The sequence below is a fragment of the Pseudoxanthomonas japonensis genome (assembly GCF_043632995.1).
In the GTDB taxonomy this organism is placed as follows: Bacteria; Pseudomonadota; Gammaproteobacteria; order Xanthomonadales; family Xanthomonadaceae; genus Pseudoxanthomonas_A; species Pseudoxanthomonas_A japonensis.
The window spans coordinates 2,835,052-2,860,593 of record NZ_CP171632.1; the positions used below are offsets into that span (position 1 = coordinate 2,835,052).

Sequence of the window (25,542 nt, forward strand, 5' to 3'; positions counted from 1 at the left end):
TTGTAGTTCTGGTATCGATGCGCAGTACGCGGCATCGAAAATGGATCAACGGCAACGACTGTCGCTTAAGCCCTAGTCTTCACCGGCAAGAAACCACACCGGCTTGAGCGGCAACCTGCGCCGCGCGCCGTCATCCAACTTGGCGTAATGCGTGGTCCACAGCTCCACCAGCTTGGTGGTATCGAGCAGGGTGATGCGGCGGTGCGACTGGCGCGCTTCCAGTTCCGCATCCTTGGTGAAGCCGGACAGCGCCACGAAGAGGCCGACATCGCCCTCTCCCAGCACCGCCATGAAGCTGCGCAGGCCGATGACATCGATCCGCGGCGAATTGGCGTTGCGCTTGACCTGCACTTTGATGCGCGGCGGGCGCGTGCCCAACGGGTCGTTGTAGGCGATAACATCCACTCCGCCATCCTTGCCTGACGGCGCTACCCAGGCCACGTGGTAATCCATCGCCTTGAGCAGTTCGGCGACCAGATCCTGGAACTCGTAGGGCGGCATCTCGGCCAGGAAATCCTCGATCTCCTTCCAGGCCATTTCCTCCGCCTGCTCCAGCGTGATGACCGCGGACTTCTCCGCCGCCTCCTCCGCTTGGTCCTCTTCCAGCGCAGCAGGCTGTGCCTTGCGCCACTTCCAGTAGAGCTTCTCGGCTTGACGGTAGAACGCTTCCGCATCCTTGATGGCGGCGAATGCAGTCCTACCCTCATCACTGACCGACCAGACACCCTTGTGCTTGATCAACCAGCCGGCTTTGACGCACGCGACCGTGGCAAAGCGGACGATGCGCTCGAAGCGGCGCCCGCCCGAGGAATAGTCCCCGGCCTCGTAATCTGTCAGCTTGACTGCCTGCTCCAGCGCTTTCAGCGCATCCGCGGCCTTCATGCCATCTGGCTGGGCGATCAGAATCTCGAATAGCTTGCGAATCAGCTGGCCAGTCCTGGCCTTGGTGACGTCCGCCACAGCGCTCCCCTCCTACGTGGTCGGGGAACTGTACGCCGACGTTCACATCCGCTCAACGAAAACGCCCGGAAATCGGAGCGAACATGCGCTTGACGGCCAACTTCTTCGGCCCAGGCGTGGCTCACTGAAGAGCGCCCCTCATCCGCCTTCGGCACCTTCTTCCCGTTACACGGAGAGAAGGGAACGCGGGGATCGCGCGCGCCGGGCGCTGCCTTGTGTCGTGGTGGCGTTCGCCATTCGCGAACAGCGAGGACGCCTGTGACGGGCGATGCTCGAATGCGTTACGACGACCTCAATCGCGCAACGTCAGCGTCGGCTGCTCATCAATCGTCCCATCCTCGTTCACCACCACATAGCGATCCCCCTCGCGGTTGAACAGCACAGGGATGGGGGTCTTGAACAGCGGGCGGCGGACGAACTTCAGGCGCCAGTGGAAGGTTTCCATGGTCTCGATGGTCGCCTGCTGTGCCGGGGTGAGGCCGGCCAGCAGCGTGGCGTCGTCCATCTTCGGCGCGCCCTTGCGGCGCTCGGGACTGCGGGGAGCGGCGCCGGGGGCGTCCGGCTCGGTGGGGTTGCGGGGGCGGTGCGGGTCCGTCATCCGGTGGGGGCTCCTGATGGCGTGGAAGTACACGCGCGCCGTCGACGCGCGCAGGGCTACACCCTGTATCGGCCGACAGGAACAAAACGTGAGGATGGATCCGGCGGATGTAGCGCCGGTTCAGCCATGTCGACGCGCCCTGCCCGCTCAGGCGCGCAAGGTCAGCGTGGGCTGCTCGTTGAGCGTGCCGTCTTCCTCGATGACCACGTAGCGCGTGTCCCCGCGGTCGAACAGCACGGGGATGGGCGCCTGGAACAGCGGGCGCCGCACGAAGGCGAGCCGCCACTGGAAGATTTCCAGCGCTTCCAGCGTCGTCAGCTGCGCCGGCGTCAGGCCCGCGCGCAGCGCCTCGGCGTCCGTCGCCGGCACGGCCTGGCGGCGCTCGGTCGTGGTGGGCGCCTTCGTCGGCGCGGGGGAAGGCCAGGGCCCGGTGATGACGGCGGCTCGGGCGGCAGAACGGTACATGGGGGGACTCCAGCGGTTACCAGCGACACCTGCTCTCCGTAACGGCCGCGAACGGCCGCCATTGAGGGGCGTGATGACGTTGCAAGACCTGTGCCGCCAACGCGCTGCCGCCGCGGCGCGGGGCCTGCGTCACTGCCGCAACTGCAGCGTGGGACGCTCGTCGATGCTGCCGTCTTCGCGGATCACCACGTAGCGCGTGCCGTCGCGGTTGAACAACACCGGGATGGCGGCCTTGAACACCGGCCAGCGCACGAAGCCCAACCGCCAGTGGAAGCTCTCCATCGTTTCCAGCGTATCGAGCTGCGCGCGCGACAGGCCCGAGCGCAAGGCGACGGGATCGTCCGCGGGCGTGGGGTCGCGACGGTCGAGAAGCGTGGCGGCCGACGCGGCGTCGTCCGCGTCCAGGTCGTGGTAGTGCGCAGGGTCGTTGGGCTCGTACATGGGAAGCGTCTCGGCGGAACAGGCGCGCACGCGCACGGACGGCACGGAATGGCCGACGCGGTCGCAACCAGGGGAAGGAGGACATCTGCAAGCGGGACGCCGCACCAAGCGGCCAGCCCTCGTCGCACAAAAAAAGCCCCGCGCTCGCGGGGCTTCCTTTCACTGCGGCGTGCATCCGTGCACCCCTGATATGTCGCGCCGGCGTCGCGTCACAGGACAACGCGCGCCGGAACGAATGACCGGTTACGCGAACGGATCCTGCAGCACCATGGTGTGGTCGCGGTCCGGGCCGGTGCTGACGATGGCCAGCGGGCAGCCGGACAGTTCCTCCAGCGCGCGCAGGTAGGCACGCGCGGCCGGCGGCAGCTTGTCCCACTCGGTGATGCCGTGGGTGTTCTCGTCCCAACCCGGGAATTCCAGGTAGACCGGCGTGCACTCTTCCCAGCCGCCCGCATCCAGCGGCGCGTATTCGGTGCGCTTGCCGCGGTACTCGTACGCGATGCAGATCTTCAGCGTCTTCATGCCGTCCAGCACGTCGAGCTTGGTGATGCACAGGCCGGAGATGCCGTTGATGGCGACGGCGCGCTTCAGCGCGACGATGTCCATCCAGCCGCAGCGGCGCGGACGGCCGGTGGAGGCGCCGTATTCCTGGCCGCGGTCGCGGATGCCCTGACCGACGTCGTCGTCCAGTTCGGTCGGGAACGGACCGCCGCCGACGCGCGTGGCGTAGGCCTTGCAGATGCCCAGCACGTAGTCGATCGCGTCCGCACCCACGCCGGTGCCGGCGAACGCACCGCCGACGGTGGTGTTGGAGCTGGTGACGTAGGGATAGGTGCCGTGGTCGATGTCGAGCAGCGCACCCTGCGCGCCTTCGAACAGCACGCGCTTACCCTGCTTGCGCAGGTCGTGCAGGATGCCGGCCACGTCGGACTTCATCGGCTGCACGTACTCGCCGAAGGCGAGCGCTTCGTCGTAGGTCTTCTGGAAGTCGACTGCCTCGACACCCAGGTACTTGGTGAGCACGAAGTTGTGGTAATCCAGCGCCGTGCGCAGCAGTTCTTCCAGCTGCTTGGGGTAATGCAGGTCGGCCACGCGGATGCCGCGACGCGCCACCTTGTCTTCGTACGCCGGGCCGATGCCGCGGCCGGTGGTACCGATGGCCTTGCCGCCGGCGGCCTTCTCGCGGGCCTGATCGAGGGCGATGTGGTACGGCATGATCAGCGGCGTGGCCGGGGAGATCTTCAGGCGCGAGCGCACTTCCACGCCGGCCGATTCCAGTTCGTCGATCTCCTTGATCAGCGCGGCCGGCGACAGCACCACGCCGTTGCCGATCAGGCACAGCGCGTCGGGGCGCAGGATGCCGGACGGGATCAGGTGCAGGACGGTCTTCTTGCCGCCGATGACGAGCGTGTGGCCGGCATTGTGGCCGCCCTGGAAACGGACGACGGCCCCGATTTCCTCGGTGAGCAGATCGACGATCTTGCCCTTGCCTTCATCGCCCCACTGGGCGCCGAGAACGACGACTGACTGACCCATGACGGGTAACTCCTCGATTGGTGGCGGCCATCGGGGCCGCCGGAAGGGTCGCGCTGGGTGGTGGCGCCACTGATGCCGGCAGGCTCCATCGGGGAACCGCCCGCCACGCCAGGTCCAGACACGGAAAAAGCCGGCGGTCTTCCCACGCAGGGAGCCCGTCCGGCTTTTGTGCATTATCCGGGTTTAGGGGGACGGGGGCTACCCTGGCGGGGGAAAGCAGGCGTGTTCAGGAACGGCGCGAAACGCTGCCCCTCATCCGCCCTCCGGGCACCTTCTCCCCGCAGGCGGGGAGAAGGAAACACCAAGCACCGGTTCCCCTTCTCCCTGCGAAGCGGGGAGAAGGTGGCCGAAGGCCGGATGAGGGGCGCTTTCCTATCCGATCCCGCGCCCTTTCCCGATGCTCAGCACGGTCCCAGCCAACGACGCTGTCTCCAACCCACCGGAGACCGCCCATGCGCAGCACCCTGGACCACGAACGCGAACGCCACCTCCGCCGCGAGCAGACCGAAGCCGAGCGGCGACTGTGGTGGCGATTGCGCAACCGTCGCCTGCAGGGATGGAAATTCCGCCGCCAGCACCGGATCGGCCCCTACTTCGCCGACTTCGCCTGCGTGGAAGCTGGACTGGTGATCGAACTGGACGGGAGCCAGCATCTCGAGCGCATTGCGCACGATGCGTTTCGCACCGCTTATCTGCAACGCGTAGGCTTCAGCGTTCTACGCTTCTGGAACGACACCGTGCTGCGCGAGACGGACGCGGTGCTGACGGCGATCCTCACCGCGCTCGCCCCTCGTCCGCCCTCCGGGCACCTTCTCCCCGCTTCGCAGGGAGAAGGAAACAGCGAAACCCTGATCGCTTCCTCCTCCTTACGAAGCAGGAAGAAGGAAAAAGCGAAGCCCTGATTGCTCCCTCTTCACGAAGCGGAAGAAGGAAAAGCGAAGCCCTGATTGCTCCCTTCTCCCTGCGAAGCGGGGAGAAGGTGGCCGAAGGCCGGATGAGGGGCGCTCTTCCCTCAGCAAACGCCCCCCTCAGCGCTTCACCACCCACAGCAACGTCAGCCCGAAGATCACGATGAACCCGCCCACCGCGCGCACCTGGCCGTCGGACATGCGCAGCAGCTGCACCGCGGCGCGCTTCCAGCTGGCGGGAATGGCGAACAGCACCAGGCCTTCGAGGATGGCGACCAGGCAGAGGGCGGACCAGAGTTCGGACATGGAGGCTTCCTTCATCGCGGCGGCGGGCGATGGCGGCGGGCGTTACGGACGGTGGAACGGAACCGGCCGCCCTTGGGCGGCCGGTGCAGGACTGCTCAGCGATCGCTGCGCATGTACTGGAGGAACGGGTCGTTCTTGTCCAGCACGATCACGCCTTGCCCGTCCTTGAACGAGGCGCGGTAGGCCTCGAGGCTGCGCTGGAAGGCGTAGAACGAGGCGTCGCGACCGGCGGCCTCGCCGTAGATGCGGGCGGCTTCGGCATCGCCTTCACCGCGCAGCTTCTGCGCGTCGCGCTCGGCCTCGGCCAGCAGCACCGCGACATCGCGGTTGGCCTGCGCCTCGACGATCCGCGCCTGCTCGGCGCCCTGCGCACGCAAGGCGCTGGCCACCTGCGAGCGCTCGGCGCGCATGCGGTTGTAGACCTGGTCGATGACTTCACTGTCAGTGGGCAGATCGATCTGCTTGAAGCGGATGTCCACCACCTGCATGCCCAGGTTCTTGGCGCCGGCGTTGATGGCGGGGAGCTGCTTCTCGATCAGTTCGTTGCGGTTGCCCGACACCAGCTGGGTCAGCGTGCGCGAGTTGATCTCGTTGCGCAGCGACTCCTTGATGATCGGCGCCAGGCGCTCGGTGGCCAGTTCGGCCTGGCCGCCGGTGGCACGGTAGAAGTCCGCCGCGTTCACGATGAAGCCGATGGCGATGAAGTCGACGCTGACGTCCTTGCGCTCGGAGGTCAGCGAACGCTCCGGCGGGAACTCGTTGGCGGTGAAGCGGCGGTCGAAGACGCGCGCGGTTTCCACCAGCGGCAGCTTGAAGTGCAGGCCGGGGCCGATCTCGCTGCGCACCACGCGGCCGAGGTTGAGCACCAGGCCGACCTGCCCTTCGCGCACCACGTACACCGAGCCCATCAGGCCCAGCAGCACGGCCACCAGGATGCCGACGATCAGGGAATTCCTCATGGCTGCGCCTCCTCACGGCCGGCCGGGCGTGGGCTGCGTGCCGAATTGCGGGAACTGGACGGAGTGCTTTCGACCTGCGGCAGCACTTCGGTGGGAATCACGCCGGCCGGCGGCTGCGCCGTGGCCTGGGCGCTGTTGCCCATCGGCACGTAGATCAGCTGGCGGCTGTCGCCGCCGACCACCTTGCGGTTGCCGGCGAGCACCTGCTGCACGGTATCCAGCCACAGGCGCTTGCGGGTGACTTCCGGGGCGTTGCGGTACTCGTCCAGCAGCAGGCTGAAACGGGTGGCGTCACCGGTCGCCTTGGCGATGGCGGCGGTCTTGTAGCCTTCGGCCTGGGTGCGGATCTGCTGCGCGTCGCCGCGCGCCTCGGGCACGATCTTGGCGGCGTAGGCGCGGGCCTGGCTGACCACGCGTTCGTTTTCCTGCTGCGCGCTGTTGACCTCGTCGAAGGCCGGCTTGACGGCTTCCGGCGGACGCGCGTCCTGCAGGCTCAGCTCGGTGACGACCAGGCCGGTGCGGTAGGCCTCGAGCGAGGCCTGCAGCGCGGTGCCGGCGGTGGCGGACAGCGGGCCACGGTTGTTCAGGGCGGCGTCCAGGTCGGAGCGGCCGATCACTTCGCGCACGGCGCTCTGGGCGGTCTGCTCCAGCACGCGGGTGGCGTCGGTGGTGCCGAACAGGAAGAGCTTGGGATCGCCGACGCGGTACTGCACGTTGAACGACACGGTGATGATGTTCTCGTCGCGCGTCAGCACCGGCAGGCTGTTGCTGAAGGTGCGCACGCCGGTGGCGTTGACCTTGGTGACGCTCTCGATGGGCCAGGGGAACTTGAAGTTCGGGCCCGGCTGCATGGTGCGCGTGTACTGGCCGAAGCGCAGCACGACGCCGCGGTCCTGTTCGCCGATCAGCTGGAAGCTGGAGAACAGCACCAGCAGGCCGATGCCCAGCAGGACCCAGCGCAGCGGATTGCCACCGCCGCCGACACCGCCGAACAGGCCACGCAGGCGTTCGACCACGTCACCGATGCCGCCGCCTCCCTGCGGGGTGCGCGGCTTCCAGTTGTTGTTCCGGTTGCCGTTGTTGCCAGATCCGCCGCTGCCGCTGCCAGGGGTGTTCCAGGCCATGCCCACTCCATTCTGAAAGATTCGCGCGGCCGGGGCCGGCGCAGGTTTCGATTCTACTAGATAGGGACGGCCCGGCCGGGAGGCAAGGCCGGATGGTCATGGAGCGAGCAACCCGTCGTGGGAGCGACGTAAGTCGCGATGGCTTTACCGACCCAGCCGAGTCCATGCACGTCCCATTCGCGACTTACGTCGCTCCCACGACAACCGATGCAGGCACCCCTACTGCCAGTCTTCCCTTTCCACCTGCGGCAGCAACGCTTCCAGCGGGTGCCCGCCCGCCTGCGAAGCCAGCCGCTGGGCATCGGCCAGGGCGAGGTCGACGGTGACGCGCCAGCCGTTCTCTTCGAAGTCCTCGGCCAGCACCGCGCCCAGCGCATGCAGGCGCGAGCGCAGGCGCGCGGAGTTGGCCGGCAGGTGCAGTTCGCCGCGCACCCGCTGGAAACCCAGCCGCTGCGCCAGTGCACCGCGCAGCAGGTCGATGCCCTGCCCGTCGCGCGCGGACAGCCACACGCGTTCGCGGCCCATGCCGGCGCTGGGCGCCTCGCCTTCCTCGACGCCGGGATCGGGCTGGTCGTGGCGCGGTGCGGCGCCTTCGATGCGGTCGATCTTGTTGAACACCAGCATCTGCGGCAGGTCGCCGGCGCCGATCTCCTGCAGCACTTCGTCGACCTGCGCGATGCGTTCCTCGCGGTGCGGATCGGCGGCGTCGATGACATGCAGCAGCAGGTCGGCCTCGCGCGCTTCGCTCAACGTGGAACGGAATGCCGCGACCAGTTCGTGCGGCAGGTCGCGCACGAAGCCGACGGTGTCGGCCAGCACCACCGCACCGCCGGGCAGGTCGATGCGGCGGACGGTGGGGTCCAGCGTGGCGAACAACTGGTCGGCCGCATAGGCCTCGGCACCGGTCAGCACGTTGAACAGCGTGGACTTGCCGGCATTGGTATAGCCCACCAGCGCCACGCGCGGCAGTTCGCTGCGCACGCGGGCGCGACGCATCTGGGTGCGCTGCACTTCGACTTTTTCCAGCCGCTTCTGCAACTGCTCGACGCGCTTCTGCAGCAGGCGGCGGTCGGTTTCCAGCTGGGTTTCGCCGGGGCCGCGCAGGCCGATGGAACCGCCGCGCTGGCGTTCCAGGTGGGTCCAGCCGCGCACCAGGCGCGTGGCCATGTGGCGCAGCTGCGCCAGTTCCACCTGCAGCTTGCCTTCGTGGCTGCGCGCACGCTGGGCGAAGATGTCGAGGATCAGCCCGGTGCGGTCCAGCACGCGGCGCTCCAGGAACTTTTCCAGGTTGCGTTCCTGGCCCGGCGACAGCGGGAAGTTGACCAGGATCAGGTCGGCGCCGGTGGCATCCGCGGCCGCCTTCACTTCCTCCAGCTTGCCGCTGCCGATCAGCGTGGACGGATTGGGCCGGTCGATGCGCGCGGTGAGCAGCGCGGCGATGGTGGCGCCGGCCGAGCGCGCCAGGTCGCTGAACTCTTCGGTGAGGCCGTCGTCGGGACGGCCGCCGGCATGCGGCTGGATCAGCAGCGCATGCTCGCCCTTGCGGGATCTTTCAAACAATGGGGTCGTGCCTCTTCAATCGAGGCACGCATTATCACGCGGTTTCGTCGTCGACGCCTTCCGCGTCCTCGTCACCCTGCTGCACGTAGCCGCCGCCCGGGCCCACGCGCACGTTGCGCGCCGGCACCACGGTGGAGATGGCGTGCTTGTAGACCATCTGGCTGACGGTGTTGCGCAGCAGGACCACGAACTGGTCGAAGGATTCGATGGTGCCCTGCAGCTTGATGCCGTTGACCAGGTAGACCGACACCGGGACGCGCTCGCGCCGCAGTGCATTCAGGAAAGGATCCTGCAGGGATTGCCCCTTGGACATGACGTACTCCCGCCTTGCGTTCTTATAGTTAGGTATGTGCTGCCGTACCGGGCCGGCGAACTGCTCCCCTGCCGCCCGGAAGCCCCGATGTTACACAACATCGACCCGATGGGGCGTTGCCGAGTCCGGCAACTGGTCCCAATTCCGGAGAATGCGAGCCGAACGGCTCACGAAGTGGGCAGGAACAGCCGCAATGCCGTGTCCAGGCCGGCGCGATCGGTGGCGGGACCGAACCAGCGCGCGTCCAGTTCCCCGCGCAGCCAGGTCAGCTGGCGCTTGGCGAGCTGGCGCGTGGCGGCGATGGCGCGTTCGCGGAATTCCGCCGCACTGCCCTGCCCGTCCAGATACTCCCAGGCCTGGCGATAGCCGACGGCACGTACCGCCGGCAGATCCAACGGCGCGGCCACCGCCTGCATGGCGGGCAGCGCGCGCAGGCGATGGACTTCGTCGAGGAAACCCTGCTGCAGCATCAGGTCGAAGCGTCGCGCGATGCGGTCGTGCAGGACGGCGCGGTCGCTCGGCGCCAGGATCAGCTTCAGCACCCGGAATGGCAGCCGCACACGGCGGGTGTCCTGCTGCCACTGGCTGATCGGCCTGCCGGTCAGGCGGTACACCTCCAGCGCCCGCTGGATGCGCTGGGGGTCGGTGGCGTGGATGCGGGCCGCCGCCGCGGGGTCGACCTGGGCCAGTTCGGCATGCAGCGCGGGCCAGCCGCGGGCCTGCGCCTGCGCGGCGATGTCGGCGCGCAGTGCGGCGTCGGCGGCGGGCATCTCGGCCAGGCCTTCGAGCAGGGCCTGGAAGTACAGGCCGGTGCCGCCCGCCAGCACCGGCAGGCGGCCGCGCGCGACGATGTCGTCCATCGCGCGTCGTGCATCCTGCGCGAACTCGGCGGCGGAATACGTCTGCCAGGGATCGCGCACATCCAGCAGGTGGTGTGGCACGCGCGCCTGTTCGTCCGCCGTCGGCTTGGCCGCCCCGATGTCGAGGCCGCGATAGACCAGCGCGGAGTCGACACTGACGATCTCCCCGCCGAAACGCTCGGCCACGTCCAGCGCGAACGCCGTCTTGCCCGACGCGGTCGGGCCCATGATGGCGATGGCGAGCGGGCGGGCGTCGAGTGGCATGTGGTCATTGTCGCACCCCTGCGCAGGCCCCCCTGCGACGAACCCACGCGACGGGGTATCCGGGGAGGACGGTCCACTCCCGGGCCGGGCCGCGCTTCATCGGAGGAGCGACATGTGGTCGCACGGGTCCGCCAAGGCCTGCAGGGAACCGTCGCACGCCACCACCGCCGACGCGGCATCGGCAACACGCCGCACGCCACGTCAGTGCACGTCGGCAAGCGCGTACCTGGCGCACGTGGCAATCGCGATGGCCCACACACTGCGGGCAATGCGTCCCGATGATTTGTGGCGCAGTCCGCGTTATGGAAAACCCGGGCTGGCTATTTGAAGAAACCCCTTTATCCTGCGATGGCGCGTGATGGGCCGCTTTTTTACGGCTCATCCGGTCCGACGGGGGCTTCCACATGTGGAAGCAGGACGGACTGAAGCGTAGACCTGCACCCGCTGCCATGCGCCAGGGATCCGTGCCGACACGGATCCTCGATGCCTGGGGGTGTGTACGCCACCCCCGTGAAGACCTTTGCCTGCATGATCCGAAACACGCTCGTTGTCCTGCGCAACACCGCGCTGATCCTGGCCCTCGGCACCCTGCTGACCGCCTGCACCGGCTCCGAACCCCTTGTCGAGGAAACGGCAACCGCCGCCAGCGCGCCAGCCCAAGCCACGGCGCAGGCCGCGGAGGCACGCGTCGCCGCCAGCGCCGCGGTCGCGACCTCGGCACCCACCACGCCGATCATGTTCGTCGCCCAGGTGCCTACTGCCGGCGACATTTTTGCCGGGCGGCTGTCCGCGTTCGCGAACCACATGACCGACATGGCCGCGGTACCGCGCGGCGGCGATCTGATGATCCGCTATCCCGATGGGTCCCTGCGCAACCTCACCCGGGAAGCCGGCTTCGGCATGGAAGGCCGCCAGGGCGCGAATGCGATCGCCGTGCGCGAGCCCACGGTGCACTGGGACGGCAAGAAGGCCGTCTTCAGCATGCTGATCGGCGCGCCGACCAAGCAGTACGAGAGCGTCAACACGCGCTGGCAGCTCTATGAAGTCGCCAACCTGGCGCAGGGCCAGACCGCGGTGATCACCAAGGTCGCCGGCCAGCCGACGACCTACAACAACGTGTCCCCCCTGTACGCCAGCGACGACCGCATCCTGTTCGCATCGGACCGCCCGCGTACCGGCGAAGCCCACCTGTATCCGCAGCTGGACGAGTACGAGAGCACGCCGACGCTGGTGGGCCTGTACAGCCTGACGCCTTCCACCGGCGAGCTGCGGCTGCTCAACCACACGCCGAGCGGCGCCTTCTCGCCGACGATCGACAGCTACGGACGCGTGATCTTCACCCGCTGGGACCACCTGCAGCGCGACCAGCAGGCCGACGCCGGCACCTTCGGCGCGACCAACTACGCCAGCGAGGCAGCGGGCGCGGCCAACATCGGGCGCCAGGCGGAGAACTTCCCCGAATCGCGACTGGGCCAGACGTCGGCGGCGTACGGTCGCGTCAACGCGTTCACCTTCAACCTGTTCACGCCGTGGCAGATGAACCAGGACGGCACCGAGGAGCTGACGCTCAACCACATCGGCCGGCACGAGCTGATGTTCGGCTACATCGAGCGTTCGTTCGCCACCGATAGCGCGATGTCGGACAACACCAACACCTCGATCATCGCCAACAAGAAGTACATCCGCAACGACGGCGGCATCTTCCAGATCCGCGAGGATCCCCGCACGCCGGGTACGTACTACGGCATCTACGCGCGCGAGTTCGGTTCGATGACCAGCGACCAGATCGTGCGCTTCACCGGCGCGCCGACGCTCAACGCCGAGCAGATGGTGTTCGAGGACGCGTCGCCCGCGGCGGTCAGCAACAGCCTGTCCGCGGGCCGCTTCCGCAACCCGCTGCCGATCAGCACCGGCCAGCTGCTGGCGAGTTACACGACCAGCCCGATGGTGCAGACCTCCACCCAGTTCCGGCTGTACCAGTTGCGGACCGACGCATCGAACATGCTGGTCGCCGGCAGTGCGCTGACCTCGGGCGTCCGCAAGACGCTCTCGTGGTGGAGCCCGGACACCCTGCAGAGCTTCGACGGCCTGTTGTGGGAAATCGAACCGGTGGAAGTCCTCGCGCGCCAGCGTCCCACGGCCGGCAGTTGGGCCCTGGAAGCCCCCGAGCGGGCCGTGCTGGCCGAGGAGCAGGTCGACGAAGCGGCGTTGCGCAACTGGCTTAAGACCAACAACCTGTCGTTGCTCGTCACCCGCAACCAGACCAGCCGCGACCGCGGTGACCTGCAGCAGCCCTTCAACCTGGAAGTCCCGGGTGGGGTGAAAACCGCGAAGGCCACCGGCAAGGTCTACCAGATCAGCCACTACCAGATCCTGCAGGGCAACCAGGTCCGCGGCTATCCCGGCGTGGAAGCAGGACGCCGCGTCCTCGCCCAGCCGATGGCCAGCAGCCAGTACAACGTGGCCAATACGGGCGGGCCGGCGGGCAGTACCAAGATTGCCGCCGACGGCTCGACCGCGGTGTTCGTTCCCGCCAACCGCGCGCTTGCCTGGCAGACCACCGACGCCAGCGGCGAACCGGTCGTGCGCGAACGCGTGTGGGTGACGATGCAGCCCGGCGAGATCCGTACCTGTGCGGGCTGCCATGGCGAAAACAGCGTCAACCAGGTCAGCCGCGCGGAGTCCACCAACAAGCCTGAAGCCCTGCGCGCGCTGCTGCGGCAGTGGAAGCAGGCCACCGGCGGCGGCCCGACGCTCGTCAACGGTTCGCAGCCACTGACGCCGACCCGCAACACGAGCGCGACGTCGCAGCCGGTCGTCGCCGGCAGCGCTCCCAGTACCCAGACGCTGTCCTCGGCGGTGATCGAGCAGACGCGTCCGCTGACCCGCGGCACCGCCACGACGCCGCGCACGGCCCGCGCAAGCCTGACCCGTTGAGCAGGATCCGGCGCGTGGCGCCGGCGATGCACGACCCTGACCGCCAGCGGCGCATGCCCCTGGCGGTTTTTTGTTGGGCCTCCGTCAGTCGTCGTCGGGCCAGCGGATGGACGGTGCGACGGCGGCCTGCCGCGGCAGCGGTACCGCGGCCACGGCGTTCCAGACCTTCAGCGCATCCACGGTGGCCGCCACATCGTGCACACGCACGATGGCCGCGCCGCGCTGCGCGGCGATCAGGTGCGCGGCGACCGATCCGGCCACGCGCTCCGCCGGCACGTCGCGGCCGGTGAGCTGGCCGATGCTGCGCTTGCGCGACAGGCCGGCCAGCACCGGCACCCCGAGTTCGACGAAGCGCTGCAGCTGTGCGAGCAGCTGCAGGTTGTGCGCGGTGTCCTTGCCGAAGCCGAAGCCCGGGTCGACGACGATGCGCTGCTTCGCGATGCCCGACATCTCGGCCGCGAAGATGCGCTCGGCGAGGAAGCGATGCACCTCGCCGACGACATCGTCGTACCCGGGTGCGGCCTGCATGGAACGCGGCTCCCCCTGCATATGCATCAGCACCACCGGTACGCCGAGCGCGGCCGCCGCGTCGAGTGCACCCTCACGGCGCAGCGCATAGACGTCGTTGATCATGCCCGCGCCCGCCTGCACGGCTGCACGCATCACCTCGGGTTTGGACGTGTCGACGCTGATCGGCACGTCCACGCGCGCGGCGAGTTGCTCGATCACCGGCACCACGCGACGGAGTTCCTCCTCCAGCGGCACCTCGCCGGCGCCCGGCCGCGTGGACTCGCCACCGATGTCGAGCAGGTCCGCGCCCTGCTCCACCAGCGAAAGCGCATGCGCCACGGCTGCGTCGGTGGTGTCGTGCGCGCCGCCATCGGAGAAGGAATCCGGCGTGACGTTGACGATGCCCATCACCTGCGGGCGGTCCAGCTTGAGGATGCGGCCGGCGCAGTCCAGTTGAGGTATGGTGTCGAACATGAGCGTGGTCCCGTTGTGATGCGCAGGTCGCGTCAGCGAAGGTCGCCGAGTTGGCCACCGTCGACCGGGTTGTTCAACCACCCCGCCACGTCCTTGCCGATGGCATTGACGGTCCGTTCCAGCACCGCACATGAGCCCTTGAATCCGCCGGCGAATCCGCCTCCGGAGTTCCGGCGCGCGACGAACTTCGCGACCTGCTGTCCATCGCGGTAGAGCCAGCCTTTCACGGTGACCGACTTGCGATGGCCCATCCAGGCGTTGCCCGCACTCTGCGCGTCATGGAATTCCAGCTTGAGTGCCTGCCCCGACGCGGTGTCCAGCGTCTCCACCAGTTCAACGCGATGGCCCCCGGCGGAGGCGAAGCGCACCAGCGCATCGGTCAGCTGGGTGCCGATGGGGCACTCCCGCTTGATGTTTCCGGCGACGATCGAATCCTCTGCGAATGGCACGGAGCGCTGCGCAGTGAAATCCGCGGCGTGCGCAAACGGCATCATCGACACGGACCCGAGCAGCATGACTCCCTTCCGGATCGCTTTCATGGCATCCCCTTTCACGACATCTCCCCGTGGTCGGCGTGTTGGCCCTTCGGCACCCCTGCCGACGATGGCCATGGCCAAAAAGAAAGGCCAGACACCAGTCTGGCCTTTCGTCATCACGCTGGCAACGCCGCGAATCAGGTCTGCGCGGCGGGCCCGCCGATCGGCGGCAGCGGGCGCGACTCGGACTTGTCGTCGTCCTTGCCGTTCTTGCCCCAGCCCATCGGCGGCGGCGGATCGCGGCCTTCCATGATGGCGTCGATCTGCGGCGCATCGATGGTCTCGTACTGCAGCAGCAGGTTGGACATCGTGTGCAGCTTGTCGAGGTTGTCGGTGAGGATCGTCTTGGTCCGAGCGTACGCGCGGTCCAGGATGAGGCGCACGACTTCGTCGATCTTGCGCGCGGTCTCGTTGGAGACGTTCTTGTGCTGGGTGACCGAGCGGCCTAGGAACACCTCGTCCTCTTCCTCGCCATAGGCAATCGGGCCCATCTCGTCGCTCAGGCCCCACTTGGTGACCATGTTGCGGGCCATCTTGGTGGCGCGCTCGATGTCGTTGGACGCACCGGTGGTGACCTTGTCGGCACCGAAGATCAGTTCCTCGGCCACGCGGCCGCCGTACAGCGAGCACAGCTGCGATTCGATGGCCACGCGGTTCAGCGAGTACTTGTCGCCTTCCGGCAGGTACATCGTCACGCCCAGCGCGCGACCGCGCGGAATGATGGTGACCTTGTAGACCGGGTCGTGCTCCGGCACCAGGCGGCCGACGATGGCGTGGCCAGCCTCGTGGTAGGCGGTCAGCGTCTTTTCGTCTTCGCTCATCGCCATCGAACGACGCTCGGCGCCCATCAGGATCTTGTCGCGGGCGCGGTCGAAGTGGTCCATGCGGACTTCCTTCGCGTTCTCGCGCGCGGCGAACAGCGCCGCCTCGTTGCAGAGGTTGGCCAGGTCGGCACCGCTGAAGCCCGGGGTACCGCGCGCGATCACCATCGGCTCGACGTCGTCGGCCAGCGGCAGCTTGCGCATGTGCACGCGCAGGATCTGCTCGCGGCCCTTCACGTCGGGCAGGCCCACGACGACCTGGCGGTCGAAGCGGCCCGGACGCAGCAGCGCCGGATCCAGCACGTCGGGACGGTTGGTCGCGGCGATCACGATGACGCCTTCGCCGCCCTCGAAGCCGTCCATCTCGACCAGCAACTGGTTCAGCGTCTGCTCGCGCTCGTCGTGACCGCCGCCCAGGCCGGCACCACGATGGCGGCCGACGGCGTCGATCTCGTCGATGAAGATGATGCAGGGCGCGTGCTTCTTGGCCTGCTCGAACATGTCGCGCACGCGGCTGGCGCCGACGCCGACGAACATCTCGACGAAGTCGGAACCGGAGATGCTGAAGAACGGCACCTTGGCTTCGCCGGCGATGGCCTTGGCCAGCAGCGTCTTGCCGGTGCCGGGCTGGCCGACCATCAGCACGCCGCGCGGGATCTTGCCGCCGAGCTTCTGGAACTTGCCGGGGTCGCGCAGGAACTCGACGAGTTCGCCGACTTCCTCCTTCGCTTCATCGCAGCCGGCGACGTCGGCGAAGGTGACCTTCACCTGGTCCTCGCCCTGCAGCTTGGCGCGCGACTTGCCGAAGGACATCGCGCCCTTCGCGCCGCCGCCACCGCCCTGCATCTGCCGCATGATGAAGATCCAGAAGCCGATGATCAGCAGCACCGGCAGGAAGTTCAGCAGGATGGTCGTCAGGCTCAGGCCGCTCGGCGGGTCCTTCTGGATGATCTCGACCTGCTTGTTGCGCAGCACGTTGATCAGGTCGCGGTCGAACGGCGCATTGATCGTCTTGGTGTCGCCATTGCGCAGGGTGTAGGTGATCTCGCCCACGCCGCTGCGGGCATCGCCGCCGAATTCGACGCGCTGGACGTTGCCGCCATCGACCTGGTCGAGGAAGGTGGAATAGGTGGTACCGCCGGTCATGGCCGCGGTGCTGGCACCCTTGGGCGAGAAGCTCTGGAAGACGACCATCAGCACGACGGCGACGACTACCCACAGCAGCAGATTCTTGGTCAGGTCGTTCATCCGCATCGGCTCCGCTGTTCCTCTTTGCTCATTCGCACGTTAAGCCACCTTACTTGATCTGGGCCCGCTTGCCCTGTCCCAGGGCGTACACCTCGGGGGAACGCTTGCGGGACGCGTCCGGTTTGCGGATCGCCACCTTGTCATAGCGGCGGCGAAGCTCGCGGATGTAGTCGTCGGAGCCGGTGCCCTGGAACAGCTTGATCAGGAACGCCCCGCCCGGCTTCAGGTGGCTGTCGGCGAATTCCATCGCCAACTCCGCCAGATGCATCATCCGCGGCTGGTCCACCGCATCCACACCACTCTTATTGGGGGCCATATCGGACAGCACAAGGTCCACGGGCGCGCCGTCCAGCATGGCTTCCAACTGGGATAGGACGCTGCCTTCCCTGAAATCCCCATGAAGGAAGTCCACGCCCGCCAGCGGGGGCATGTCCAGGATGTCCATGGCCACCACCCGGCCGCTGTTACCCATCGCCTGACGGACGAACTGCGACCAGCCGCCCGGCGCGGCGCCCAGGTCGACGACCACCATGCCGGGCTTGAGCAGGCTGTCGCGCTCCAGCAGTTCTTCCAGCTTGTAGGCAGCACGCGAACGCAGGCCCTCGGCCTGGGCCTTCTTCACGTAGGGATCGGAGAAGTGTTCCTTGAGCCAGCGCTGGCTGCTCTTGCTGCGGGTGGCCATGTCGGCAAGGTCTCCGGGCACGCTGCGACGGGAGCCGCCGGAGCCGTTCGTGGGGGTCGCCATGATACCCTGATCCCCCTTTTCGACCCGTACCGTGCCGCATGCCTGTAGTCCTGACCGCTGCCCAGACCCGTTTCCTGCGCGGCCAGGCCCACGACCTGAAGGCGCTGCTGCAGATCGGGAACAAGGGCATCACGCCGGCCTTCATCGCCGAACTGGACGCGGTGCTTGAGCAGCATGAACTGGTCAAGGTCAAGGTCGCCGGTGAAGACCGCGAGGCACGCGACGCCATGATCGGGGAGCTGGCCGACCAGGCCGATGCTGCCCTGGTGCAGCGGATCGGCCATACCGCCGTGCTGTACCGCCCCAGCAAGGAACGCCGGCAGATCGTGCTGCCGCGCGGCTGAGCCCGCCACGCAGGCCGCCCGCCATGCAGCTCAGCCACGAACTTCCCGATTACGCCTTCACCCTGCGATCCGCCGACGGCCAAGTCGCCCGGGTGAACGACCGCACCCTGTCATCCAGCTTCATCCTCTCGCCGCAGCAGCTCATCGAAGCCTGGCCGGTCCAGGACAGCGCTGCGCTGGCGCCGGACGATCTGCTTCCGCTGCTCGCGCTGCAACCGGAAGTGGTCCTGTTGGGCACGGGCGAACGCCAGGTCTTCCCGCCCGCCGCCGTCATGGCCGCCTGCCTGCGCCAGGGTGTGGGACTCGAAGTCATGACCAACGCCGCGGCCGCCCGCACCTTCAACGTGCTGGCCAGTGAGTCGCGCAAGGTCGTGGCCGGATTCCTGTTGGCGCCACGCTGACCACGGCGTGACGCTGCAGCGCCTGCTCCTGCTGCTCATCGTCCTGTCCACCACCGGCTGTGCGCCCCTTCTGCCGGATGCCACCCAGCGTTACGAGGCGTGGCGACGCAGCACCGACGCCACGGCGCTGGCCGACTACGAAGGCACCCTGGCCCGCGCCGGCGTTGGCAAGGTGGTTCCGATGTCCACCCTGTTGCGGTCCAGTCGCCGCTGGCGCACCTGCGGCCCGGAGTTCCTGCTGCCACCACGCGAGCATGCGGACAAGATCGTGCCGACGCTACGCGTAGTGGCACAGTTGGAGCGCATGGGAATCGTCGAGGGCGGCAACGTCCGCTCTGGCTACCGCTCCGCCGAGGTGAACCGGTGCGCGGGCGGGAGTACACGCAGCCGCCATCTTCGCAACAACGCCCTCGATTTCGACCTGACCGACGACACCCGCACCGAAGCGCTGTGCGAATTCTGGCGCAGGCAAGGCCCTTCGCTGCGGATTGGCCTGGGCTTCTACACGCCGACGAGGATCCACATCGACACCGCCGGGCACCGCACATGGGGCACGGACTACCGCCGGGGGACGTCGTTGTGCGTCAGGTCTCCTGGCCGAACCGGAGCAGCCGCCAGCGGGCGGCTCCCCTGGCGACCCGCGCGCACGTGATGCCGCTCAGCGTGGCGGCAGGTACTGCAGCGGGTCGACCGGCTTGCCGTTGTGGCGGATCTCGAAGTGCAGCATCTCGCGCGACGCGCCACTGCTGCCCATTTCCGCGATCTGCTGCCCGGCCTTGACGCTCTGGCCTTCGTTGACGAGCCGCTTGCGGTTGTGGCCATACGCCGAAAGCCAGGCCTCGCTGTGCTTGACGATGATCAACTCGCCATAGCCCACCAGGCCCGCACCGGAATACACCACCACCCCGTCCGCGGCGGCGCGCACCGCCTGCCCGCTGCTGCCTGCGATGTCCACGCCCTGCTTGCTGGCGTCGCCCGCCACGAAGCGACCGATCAGGTGGCCATCAGCAGGCCAGCGCCAGGAGAAGCCACTGCTCGCGGGAGCCGGCGGCGCTGTGGGTCGGGTGACCGGCGCGGGCGGCGGGACCGGCCGCGTTGTCGTGCCGGTGGCCGGCTTCGTCGGCGTGGTCGTGGCGGTCGTCGCCGGAGGACGGCTGACGCCGCTGCCCGGGAACAGCTTGAGCGACTGGCCAGGATAGATCGTGTACGGCGCCGACAGGCTGTTCCAGCGCGCAAGATCGTTGACGTCCACGCCATTGCGGAACGCGATGCCGTACAGCGTGTCGCCCCGCTGCACGCGGACCGTGGCGCCAGGCTTGCCCTGCGAGGTCTGCCGCGCCGGCGACGAAGCGGAGGGCTCGCGCACCACCGTCGTGGAACAGGCGGCCAGCACGGCCATGGCGATGCCGATCACGAGGGCGCGCGTGGTGCGATGGCCGGAGCGGAGCGTCGTGGTCATGCGTTCGTTCGTTTCCTCACAGGGCGGAAGCCGCACGGCTCAGCCGGTCAATCGCTGGAACAGTTCACGTGCCGCCACGCCACCGCCCCCGATCAGCACGCTGAAGTAGACGATCGTGCCGATGTTGGCCAGATGGCCCAGCAGGATCGCGCCCCCGTCGCGCTGGATGAAGCCGATGGCATACAGCAGCAGCGCCAAGGCTGGCAGGGTGTTGCTGAATGGCACGAATCCGAAGGGCGCCATCAGCAGCAGCGCGGCCAGGATGAAAGCGAGGTTGTTGATGACGCCCTGCCCCGGCCCATCGACGAAGAAACGGAGCCGGTGCGGGCGGCTGATCTTTTCCATGCGGCGCACCCACACCAGGCCCGCGGTCAGGCCGGGACGCAGGCGGTCGGCCGGCAACGCCTTGTCCTTGATCCGTTGCGGTAACCAGAGCGGACGATTGAACAGGCGACTCACGCCGACCAGCAGGATGGCCGCACCGAACACGGTACTGACGCCGGGGATCGACACCGGAATCAGGAACACCAGCGTCAGCAGGATGGTCAGCAGCAACAGGCCTTCATCGCTGAAGACATCCAGCAGTTCGCCCAGGCTGAGCTTGTCGGGTGGCAGGCGTTCGATGATGCCGGCCACCTGTTCGCCCAGCGAGGCCGGGCTGTTAGGAAGTCCATCGTGCTGCGGAGAATTCGTCACTTCATTCAATCCAGGGTGCCCGACAACAGCGGCACGAACACCACCGGCGCCAGCGTGGTTTCCTCGACGCCGCCATCGGCGCGCTTCACCAGCCGCACCAGCGACTGGGAACCGCTGCCGCCGACCGGGGCGACGAGTTGCCCGCCGACGGCGAGCTGTTCCACCAGTACCGGCACCAGCGCCGGTGCCGCGGCGGTGACGATGATGGCGTCGTAGGGGCCGTGCTCGGCCCAGCCGATGCGGCCGTCGTCGTGCTTGCTGCGCACGTTCATGCCCATCTGGCGCAGGCGCTTGCGAGCCTGGCGAAGCAGGTCGCCGATGCGCTCGACGGTGTAGACCTCCAGCCCCAGCACGGCCAGCACCGCCGCCTGGTAGCCCGAGCCCGTGCCGATTTCCAGGACCTTCTTCGGCTCGGTCTCCAGCAGCACCTCGGTCATCCTCGCCACCACCCACGGCTGCGAGATGGTCTGGCTGTGCCCGATCGGCAGCGCGGTGTCTTCGTACGCGCGCGTGGCGAGCGCCTCGTCGACGAACAGATGGCGCGGCAGCGTGCGGATGGCATTGAGCACGCGCTCGTCGGCGATGCCGGCCTCACGCAGCCGCTCGACCAGCCGGTCGCGCACACGCTGCGAGGTCATGCCCATGCCCACCGCTTCGGGCTGCAACCGCAACCGTGGCGTCATGCCGAGCCCTCGAGCGCGGCGGTCAGGCCACCGACCCAGCCCGCCACCTTTTCCAGCGCCTGGTAGCGGGTCAGGTCGACGTGGATGGGCGTGATCGAGATGTGGCCCGTGCGCACCGCATGGAAGTCGGTACCTGGACCCGCATCCTGCTCGCGTCCGGCCGGACCGATCCAGTACACGGTATGCCCGCGCGGATCCGGTTGCGGAACGCAAGCCTCGGACCGGTGCCGGTTGCCCAGGCGCGTGACCTCGAAGCCGCGCACGTCGCTCCATGCCAGATCCGGCACGTTGACGTTGAGGATGGTGTCGGCGGGCAGCGGATCGGCCTTCAGGCGCGCCACGATCTCCACGGCGGCACGCGCCGCGGTCTCGTAGTGCTTCGCATCGTGGTTCTTGGTGGCCAGCGACATGGCCACCGCCGGCAGGCCGAGGAAGCGGCCTTCCATCGCCGCCGACACGGTGCCGGAGTAGATGACGTCGTCGCCCAGATTGGCGGTGTTGTTGATGCCCGACACCACGATGTCCGGCTCGAACTCCAGCATGCCTGTCAGCGCAAGGTGCACGCAGTCGGTCGGCGTGCCGGCGATGCTGCAGGTGTAGTGGTCGATGCGCTTCAGCCGGATCGGCAGGTCGAGCGTCAGCGAGTTGCTGGCACCGGAGCGGTCGCGGTCGGGAGCGACCACGTACACTTCGTGGCCCGCACTGCGCAGGCCCTCTGCCAGGATTCGGATGCCGGGGGCGTCGACGCCGTCGTCGTTGCTGACCAGTACGCGCATGGGTTTCCTCGGGGACGGCCCCATGATACCGGAACCGCGCGACGGCTTCCCGCGCTTGCGTCACGTCGCAATGCCGCTACGCTGATGGCATGTCCCGCTCCACGCCGCCCGATGACGATGACGCCGCGTTGTTCCGCGACGCGATAGGCGACGTGCGCAGGTTGCAGGAAGCGCCTCCACCGCCGCGCAAGGCGCCGCCCCGACCGGCCGCGCGCATGGCCGACCGCGACGAACACGCTGCGCGCAGCGAATTCCAGCGCGGCCTGAAGGCACTGGATCCGCATGCGGCCGGTGATGTGCTGAGCTATCGTCGCGACGCGCTGTCGCCGCGCGCCTTCCAGCGCCTCAAGCGCGGACAGTTCTCGGTGCAGGACGAACTGGACCTGCATGGCGCCACCGCCCTGCAGGCGGAAGGATTGCTGCGCCGGTTCCTCGCGGACGCACATGCGCACGATCATGGCTGCGTACGGGTGATCCACGGCAAGGGGCAGCGCTCGGACAGTGAGGCGCCGGTGCTGAAGAACCTGGTCGACCGGATGCTGCGCCAGCGTGCCGACGTGATGGCGTTCCACTCGGCGCCGCCCACGCAGGGCGGTACAGGCGCGGTACTGGTACTGCTGGCGCACCGCTGACCGGACGCGGCTCGTGCAGCCGTGTCCGGATGCCTGACTGCTTACTGTTTGCTCGCCGCCTTGTCTTCGATGCGGGGCGGATTGACCCACGTCAGCTGGATGCCGCGCCGCTTGGCGATGCGCTCCACGTAGGCGATGTATTGCTGTTCGGCGGTCATCGTTCGCTGCTCCGGCGGTGGCGCGGATGCGGTCCCTCCGGAACTGGCGCAGGCGGCCAGCAGACCACACGTGGATACGACAACGGCAAGGCGAAGCATGGCGTTCATGGCGATCCCTCCGACACAGGGGAAGATGGTCCGGCCCGCCGATGCACGTCGAAGATATGCCGCGCGGCGGACCTGATCCCGCTTATACGCCTGCGCTGGGACGCTTCCAGTGCCGTCGGCCGTGTTCCGACGGACGGTCGCCCTGCGTTGCGTCGACAACCTCTCCCAGCTCGTGCAGCACTGCGGTGGCGTAGCTTCCCGGCGGCAGCGAGAACGACAGGCGCAGCGTATCGGGCGATGGCCACGACCACGCCAGACCTTCAGGCCGCAGGCGCAACGCGCGACGCTCCTGTCGCAGTCCTTCCCGCTCGAGCCCCTGCCGCAACGCCAGCGCATCGTCGCCCTGCAGCGCGAGCACCTCGCGTTCACGGGCGTCCGCCTGCGTGCGCGGCTCGCCGGCGCCCCACAGAGGCCCGGTCGGATGGATGTCGAAGTCCTCGAGTCGCTGCGCCAGTGGCTCGCTCCACGCTTCGGGCCCGAACACGCTGCGGCTGCCCGCCAGCATCCAGACCTCGCCGTCGAGGCCACGATTCCAGCTGCCATCGGCCAGCCGCGCGGCCAGCACGCGGTTGAACAGCTCGGAACGCGCCGCCGAGATCAGGATCGAGCGCTGTTCGCGCCTGACCCGGCGCCCCGCGAACATCGCCAGCGCCGCTGCCACGTTGCCACCGTCGCGCCCGAAGCGCTGTTCGCCGAACCAGTTCGGCAGGCCATGCGCGGCGACATCGCGCAGCCGCGCCTCGATGGCTTCGTTGTCGCCGGATACATCGCGCAACACCAGTTCGAACCGGTTGCCGGCAAGCGCGCCGCGCGGCAGCTTGCGCGAATGCCAGGTCGATTCCAGCACCTTCAGCTCGTCGGAACCGAGCGTCGCCAGATCCGGCGCCACCTTGCGCGGCAGGTGCACGCTGAAACGCTGCCGGGTGACGGCGTGGCGATCCTTGAGGCCGGCATAGCCCACGCCCATCTCGGCGATCCCCGCCCACGCGGCGATGCGCTTGGCGGCGAACGCCGTGTTCATGCCGCGCTTCTCGACGGTCAGCAGCAGGTGCTCTCCCTCGCCCGAGGGTTCGAAACCGGGCAGCTCTTCGACGACGAAATCTTCCGGCGCGCTACGCATGCGCGCGCTCAGTACCGGCATGCCGAACGCACGCGGCAACGCCTCGCTCATGCGCGCACCAGCAGTACCACGGCCTGTGCCGCGATGCCTTCGCCGCGTCCGGTGAAGCCGAGCTTCTCCGTGGTGGTCGCCTTGATGCTGACCGCATCCAGATCGAGGCGCAGATCCTCCGCCACGCAGGCGCGCATCGCATCGGCATGCGGACCGACCTTCGGTCGCTCGCAGATCACGGTGACGTCGATATTGCCGACGCGCCAGCCGCGCGCGCCGATCAGCGCGTCGCAATGACGGACGAAGGCGCGGCTGTCGGCGCCCTTCCAGCGATCGTCCGACGGCGGGAAATGCCGACCGATATCGCCCAGCGCCAGCGCGCCGAGCATCGCGTCGCACAGCGCGTGCAGCACGACATCGCCGTCGCTGTGCGCCAGCACGCCGCGATCGTGCGGGACGCGGACGCCACCCAGCATGACGTGGTCGCCGTCGCCGAAGGCATGCACATCGAAGCCCTGGCCGATGCGGATATTCAATGAGTCGGACATGTTGTTTCCGATGGCGCGTCAGCGGTCGCGCTGCGCCCGTTCGTAGGCGAACCTGGCCAGGTCCGCCGGCGTGGTGATCTTGAAGTTGCTTTCGGAGCCTTCCACCAACAGCGGGCGCAGGCCGAGGCGTTCCATCGCCATCGCCTCGTCGGTGACCTCGATGCCGTCGGCCGTGGCGGCTTCCAAGGCCCGTGTCAGCTGCAGGCGACGGAACAGTTGCGGGGTGAAGGCTCGCCACAACCGCTCGCGCGGCTCCGTGCCGTCGATACCGCCATCGTCGCCGGCGCGCTTCAGGGTATCGCGCACGGGCGCGGCGAGGATCGCACCGACAGGATCGTTGCGGCCACGCTCCAGCAGTTGGGACAGGTCGGTCAGCGACAGGTTCGGGCGCGCGGCGTCGTGCACCAGCACGAAATCGTCCGCGCGCACGTCGTCCGGCAAGGCGCGCAACCCCGCCAGTACGGACGCGGCACGGCTCGCACCGCCAGTGCACGCGTGCACCGGCTTGCCGGCGAACTCCGTCCAACGCGGCCAGTCGGGATCGTTCTCCGACACCGGCACGACCGCACCTTCCACGGCGTCGTGCGCGAACAGCGCTGCCAGCGTGTGCGCGATCAAGGGCAGCCCGTCCACCACCAGATACTGCTTGGGGAGTTCTCCACCGAAGCGGGTACCGCGCCCGGCCGCGGGCACGACGGCCCAGATGCGGGCCATCAGGGCGAGGGCTCCGCGGCGTCGCCATCGCTGCCTTCACCGCCGGTCACGGGCGGTGGTGGCACCGGTTCGACCACCCGGTAGAACTTCTCGCCCGGCTTGATCATGCCCAGTTCGCTGCGCGCCCGCTCCTCGACCGCCGACTCGCCGGACTTGAGGTCCTCGACTTCGGCGGCCAGGGCGTCGTTGCGTTCCTGCAAACCGGCGTTCTCGCGCTTCTGCGATTCGACCTGCTGCTCCAGCGCGACGACCTGACCCGAACTGCCGACACCGAACCAGAACTTGTACTGGAGCCATCCCAGCAGCAGTACCAGTACCAGCAGGAGCCAGGGCGCCTTGCGCATGGA

At 68.1% G+C, this 25,542-nt stretch carries 29 protein-coding genes and 1 pseudogene; 6 read left to right on the forward strand and 24 right to left on the reverse strand.

Translation table 11 applies throughout. The features are described from left to right. Positions 1-72: 72 nt before the first annotated feature. From ACGHX3_RS13215 to ACGHX3_RS13235, 5 genes are all read right to left on the reverse strand, one after another. Positions 73-960 carry a restriction endonuclease gene (locus ACGHX3_RS13215; RefSeq protein WP_394695240.1) on the reverse strand — a complete coding sequence of 296 codons (888 nt, stop codon included), beginning with the start codon at positions 958-960 and terminating at the stop codon, positions 73-75. A gap of 292 nt (positions 961-1,252) precedes the next feature. Next, positions 1,253-1,558: a hypothetical protein gene (locus ACGHX3_RS13220; RefSeq protein WP_394695241.1), complete on the reverse strand. Its 306-nt coding sequence runs from the start codon at positions 1,556-1,558 to the stop codon at positions 1,253-1,255. A 147-nt stretch (positions 1,559-1,705) separates the two neighbouring features. Continuing rightward, entirely contained in the window at positions 1,706-2,023 is a 318-nt protein-coding gene (locus ACGHX3_RS13225) for a hypothetical protein (protein WP_394695242.1), read from the reverse strand. 129 nt (positions 2,024-2,152) lie between these two features. Continuing rightward, positions 2,153-2,464, reverse strand: coding sequence for a hypothetical protein (locus ACGHX3_RS13230; RefSeq protein ID WP_313929661.1), 312 nt, complete (start codon positions 2,462-2,464; stop codon positions 2,153-2,155). A 243-nt stretch (positions 2,465-2,707) separates the two neighbouring features. Further along, a complete protein-coding gene (locus ACGHX3_RS13235) occupies positions 2,708-4,000 on the reverse strand; it encodes an adenylosuccinate synthase (protein ID WP_162336238.1) in 1,293 nt (430 codons plus the stop codon). 452 nt (positions 4,001-4,452) lie between these two features. On the opposite strand from ACGHX3_RS13235, the pseudogene ACGHX3_RS13240 reads away from it, so the two are divergent. Beyond that, positions 4,453-4,806 (forward strand): annotated as a pseudogene (locus tag ACGHX3_RS13240) (endonuclease domain-containing protein); the annotation flags it as partial. 222 nt (positions 4,807-5,028) lie between these two features. Here the strand turns inward: ACGHX3_RS13240 and ACGHX3_RS13245 are convergent. The 6 genes from ACGHX3_RS13245 to miaA form a co-directional block, all read right to left on the reverse strand. Further along, a complete protein-coding gene (locus tag ACGHX3_RS13245) occupies positions 5,029-5,214 on the reverse strand; it encodes a DUF2065 domain-containing protein (RefSeq protein ID WP_394695243.1) in 186 nt (61 codons plus the stop codon). Positions 5,215-5,309: 95 nt separating this feature from the next. Continuing rightward, positions 5,310-6,173 (reverse strand): protease modulator HflC, encoded by an 864-nt coding sequence (gene hflC / locus ACGHX3_RS13250; protein WP_394695244.1) that lies wholly within the window; start codon positions 6,171-6,173, stop codon positions 5,310-5,312. Further along, positions 6,170-7,297, reverse strand: coding sequence for an FtsH protease activity modulator HflK (gene hflK, locus ACGHX3_RS13255; RefSeq protein ID WP_394695245.1), 1,128 nt, complete (start codon positions 7,295-7,297; stop codon positions 6,170-6,172). The genes hflC and hflK overlap by 4 nt, the downstream gene beginning before the upstream one ends. A 219-nt stretch (positions 7,298-7,516) precedes the next feature. After that, entirely contained in the window at positions 7,517-8,857 is a 1,341-nt protein-coding gene (gene hflX, locus ACGHX3_RS13260; RefSeq protein ID WP_213600418.1) for a ribosome rescue GTPase HflX, read from the reverse strand. Between the two features lie 34 nt (positions 8,858-8,891). Further along, the gene (gene hfq, locus ACGHX3_RS13265; protein ID WP_162336232.1) at positions 8,892-9,170 is read right to left on the reverse strand and encodes an RNA chaperone Hfq; all 279 of its coding nucleotides are present in this window, start codon (positions 9,168-9,170) and stop codon (positions 8,892-8,894) included. A 167-nt stretch (positions 9,171-9,337) separates the two neighbouring features. Next, positions 9,338-10,294 (reverse strand): tRNA (adenosine(37)-N6)-dimethylallyltransferase MiaA, encoded by a 957-nt coding sequence (miaA, locus tag ACGHX3_RS13270; RefSeq protein WP_394695246.1) that lies wholly within the window; start codon positions 10,292-10,294, stop codon positions 9,338-9,340. 528 nt (positions 10,295-10,822) lie between these two features. On the opposite strand from miaA, the gene ACGHX3_RS13275 reads away from it, so the two are divergent. Continuing rightward, positions 10,823-13,231, forward strand: coding sequence for a hypothetical protein (locus ACGHX3_RS13275; RefSeq protein WP_394695247.1), 2,409 nt, complete (start codon positions 10,823-10,825; stop codon positions 13,229-13,231). Between the two features lie 84 nt (positions 13,232-13,315). On the opposite strand, the gene folP is transcribed toward ACGHX3_RS13275, so the two are convergent. From folP to rlmE, 4 genes are read right to left on the reverse strand one after another with little or no spacing between them, the layout of a single operon-like run. Continuing rightward, positions 13,316-14,215 (reverse strand): dihydropteroate synthase, encoded by a 900-nt coding sequence (folP, locus tag ACGHX3_RS13280; protein ID WP_394695248.1) that lies wholly within the window; start codon positions 14,213-14,215, stop codon positions 13,316-13,318. Positions 14,216-14,247: 32 nt separating this feature from the next. Then, positions 14,248-14,868, reverse strand: coding sequence for a hypothetical protein (locus tag ACGHX3_RS13285; protein WP_394695249.1), 621 nt, complete (start codon positions 14,866-14,868; stop codon positions 14,248-14,250). Between the two features lie 20 nt (positions 14,869-14,888). Further along, complete coding sequence (gene ftsH, locus ACGHX3_RS13290) at positions 14,889-16,820, reverse strand: ATP-dependent zinc metalloprotease FtsH (RefSeq protein WP_162336228.1); 1,932 nt, start codon at positions 16,818-16,820, stop codon at positions 14,889-14,891. A gap of 49 nt (positions 16,821-16,869) precedes the next feature. Next, on the reverse strand, positions 16,870-17,502 hold the full coding sequence (gene rlmE, locus ACGHX3_RS13295; protein ID WP_394695250.1) for a 23S rRNA (uridine(2552)-2'-O)-methyltransferase RlmE: 633 nt from the start codon (positions 17,500-17,502) through the stop codon (positions 16,870-16,872). Between the two features lie 101 nt (positions 17,503-17,603). Here rlmE and yhbY point away from each other — a divergent pair, with 101 nt between their 5' ends. From yhbY to ACGHX3_RS13310, 3 genes are read left to right on the forward strand one after another with little or no spacing between them, the layout of a single operon-like run. Beyond that, on the forward strand, positions 17,604-17,909 hold the full coding sequence (yhbY, locus tag ACGHX3_RS13300; protein WP_162336226.1) for a ribosome assembly RNA-binding protein YhbY: 306 nt from the start codon (positions 17,604-17,606) through the stop codon (positions 17,907-17,909). A 23-nt stretch (positions 17,910-17,932) separates the two neighbouring features. Further along, positions 17,933-18,310, forward strand: coding sequence for an Mth938-like domain-containing protein (locus ACGHX3_RS13305; RefSeq protein ID WP_394695251.1), 378 nt, complete (start codon positions 17,933-17,935; stop codon positions 18,308-18,310). 7 nt (positions 18,311-18,317) lie between these two features. Then, the gene (locus ACGHX3_RS13310) at positions 18,318-18,962 is read left to right on the forward strand and encodes a D-Ala-D-Ala carboxypeptidase family metallohydrolase (protein ID WP_394695252.1); all 645 of its coding nucleotides are present in this window, start codon (positions 18,318-18,320) and stop codon (positions 18,960-18,962) included. A gap of 6 nt (positions 18,963-18,968) precedes the next feature. Here the strand turns inward: ACGHX3_RS13310 and ACGHX3_RS13315 are convergent, their stop codons facing one another. From ACGHX3_RS13315 to surE, 4 genes are read right to left on the reverse strand one after another with little or no spacing between them, the layout of a single operon-like run. After that, positions 18,969-19,769: a peptidoglycan DD-metalloendopeptidase family protein gene (locus ACGHX3_RS13315; protein WP_394695253.1), complete on the reverse strand. Its 801-nt coding sequence runs from the start codon at positions 19,767-19,769 to the stop codon at positions 18,969-18,971. Positions 19,770-19,808: 39 nt separating this feature from the next. Further along, positions 19,809-20,465: an exopolysaccharide biosynthesis protein gene (locus tag ACGHX3_RS13320; protein WP_394695254.1), complete on the reverse strand. Its 657-nt coding sequence runs from the start codon at positions 20,463-20,465 to the stop codon at positions 19,809-19,811. Between the two features lie 5 nt (positions 20,466-20,470). Continuing rightward, positions 20,471-21,148, reverse strand: a complete 678-nt coding sequence (locus ACGHX3_RS13325) for a protein-L-isoaspartate(D-aspartate) O-methyltransferase (protein WP_394695255.1) — start codon at positions 21,146-21,148, stop codon at positions 20,471-20,473. Then, entirely contained in the window at positions 21,145-21,924 is a 780-nt protein-coding gene (gene surE / locus ACGHX3_RS13330) for a 5'/3'-nucleotidase SurE (RefSeq protein WP_394695256.1), read from the reverse strand. The genes ACGHX3_RS13325 and surE overlap by 4 nt, the downstream gene beginning before the upstream one ends. An 89-nt stretch (positions 21,925-22,013) precedes the next feature. Here surE and ACGHX3_RS13335 point away from each other — a divergent pair, with 89 nt between their 5' ends. After that, a complete protein-coding gene (locus ACGHX3_RS13335) occupies positions 22,014-22,556 on the forward strand; it encodes a Smr/MutS family protein (protein WP_394695257.1) in 543 nt (180 codons plus the stop codon). A gap of 41 nt (positions 22,557-22,597) precedes the next feature. On the opposite strand, the gene ACGHX3_RS13340 is transcribed toward ACGHX3_RS13335, so the two are convergent. The 5 genes from ACGHX3_RS13340 to ftsB form a co-directional block, all read right to left on the reverse strand. Further along, complete coding sequence (locus ACGHX3_RS13340) at positions 22,598-22,822, reverse strand: hypothetical protein (RefSeq protein WP_394695258.1); 225 nt, start codon at positions 22,820-22,822, stop codon at positions 22,598-22,600. An 82-nt stretch (positions 22,823-22,904) separates the two neighbouring features. Next, a complete protein-coding gene (gene truD, locus ACGHX3_RS13345; protein ID WP_394695259.1) occupies positions 22,905-23,993 on the reverse strand; it encodes a tRNA pseudouridine(13) synthase TruD in 1,089 nt (362 codons plus the stop codon). Then, complete coding sequence (gene ispF / locus ACGHX3_RS13350) at positions 23,990-24,481, reverse strand: 2-C-methyl-D-erythritol 2,4-cyclodiphosphate synthase (protein ID WP_394695260.1); 492 nt, start codon at positions 24,479-24,481, stop codon at positions 23,990-23,992. The genes truD and ispF overlap by 4 nt, the downstream gene beginning before the upstream one ends. 18 nt (positions 24,482-24,499) lie before the next feature. Further along, complete coding sequence (gene ispD, locus ACGHX3_RS13355; RefSeq protein ID WP_394695261.1) at positions 24,500-25,195, reverse strand: 2-C-methyl-D-erythritol 4-phosphate cytidylyltransferase; 696 nt, start codon at positions 25,193-25,195, stop codon at positions 24,500-24,502. Then, positions 25,195-25,539 (reverse strand): cell division protein FtsB, encoded by a 345-nt coding sequence (gene ftsB / locus ACGHX3_RS13360; protein WP_213600431.1) that lies wholly within the window; start codon positions 25,537-25,539, stop codon positions 25,195-25,197. The genes ispD and ftsB overlap by 1 nt, the downstream gene beginning before the upstream one ends. Positions 25,540-25,542: the final 3 nt, after the last annotated feature.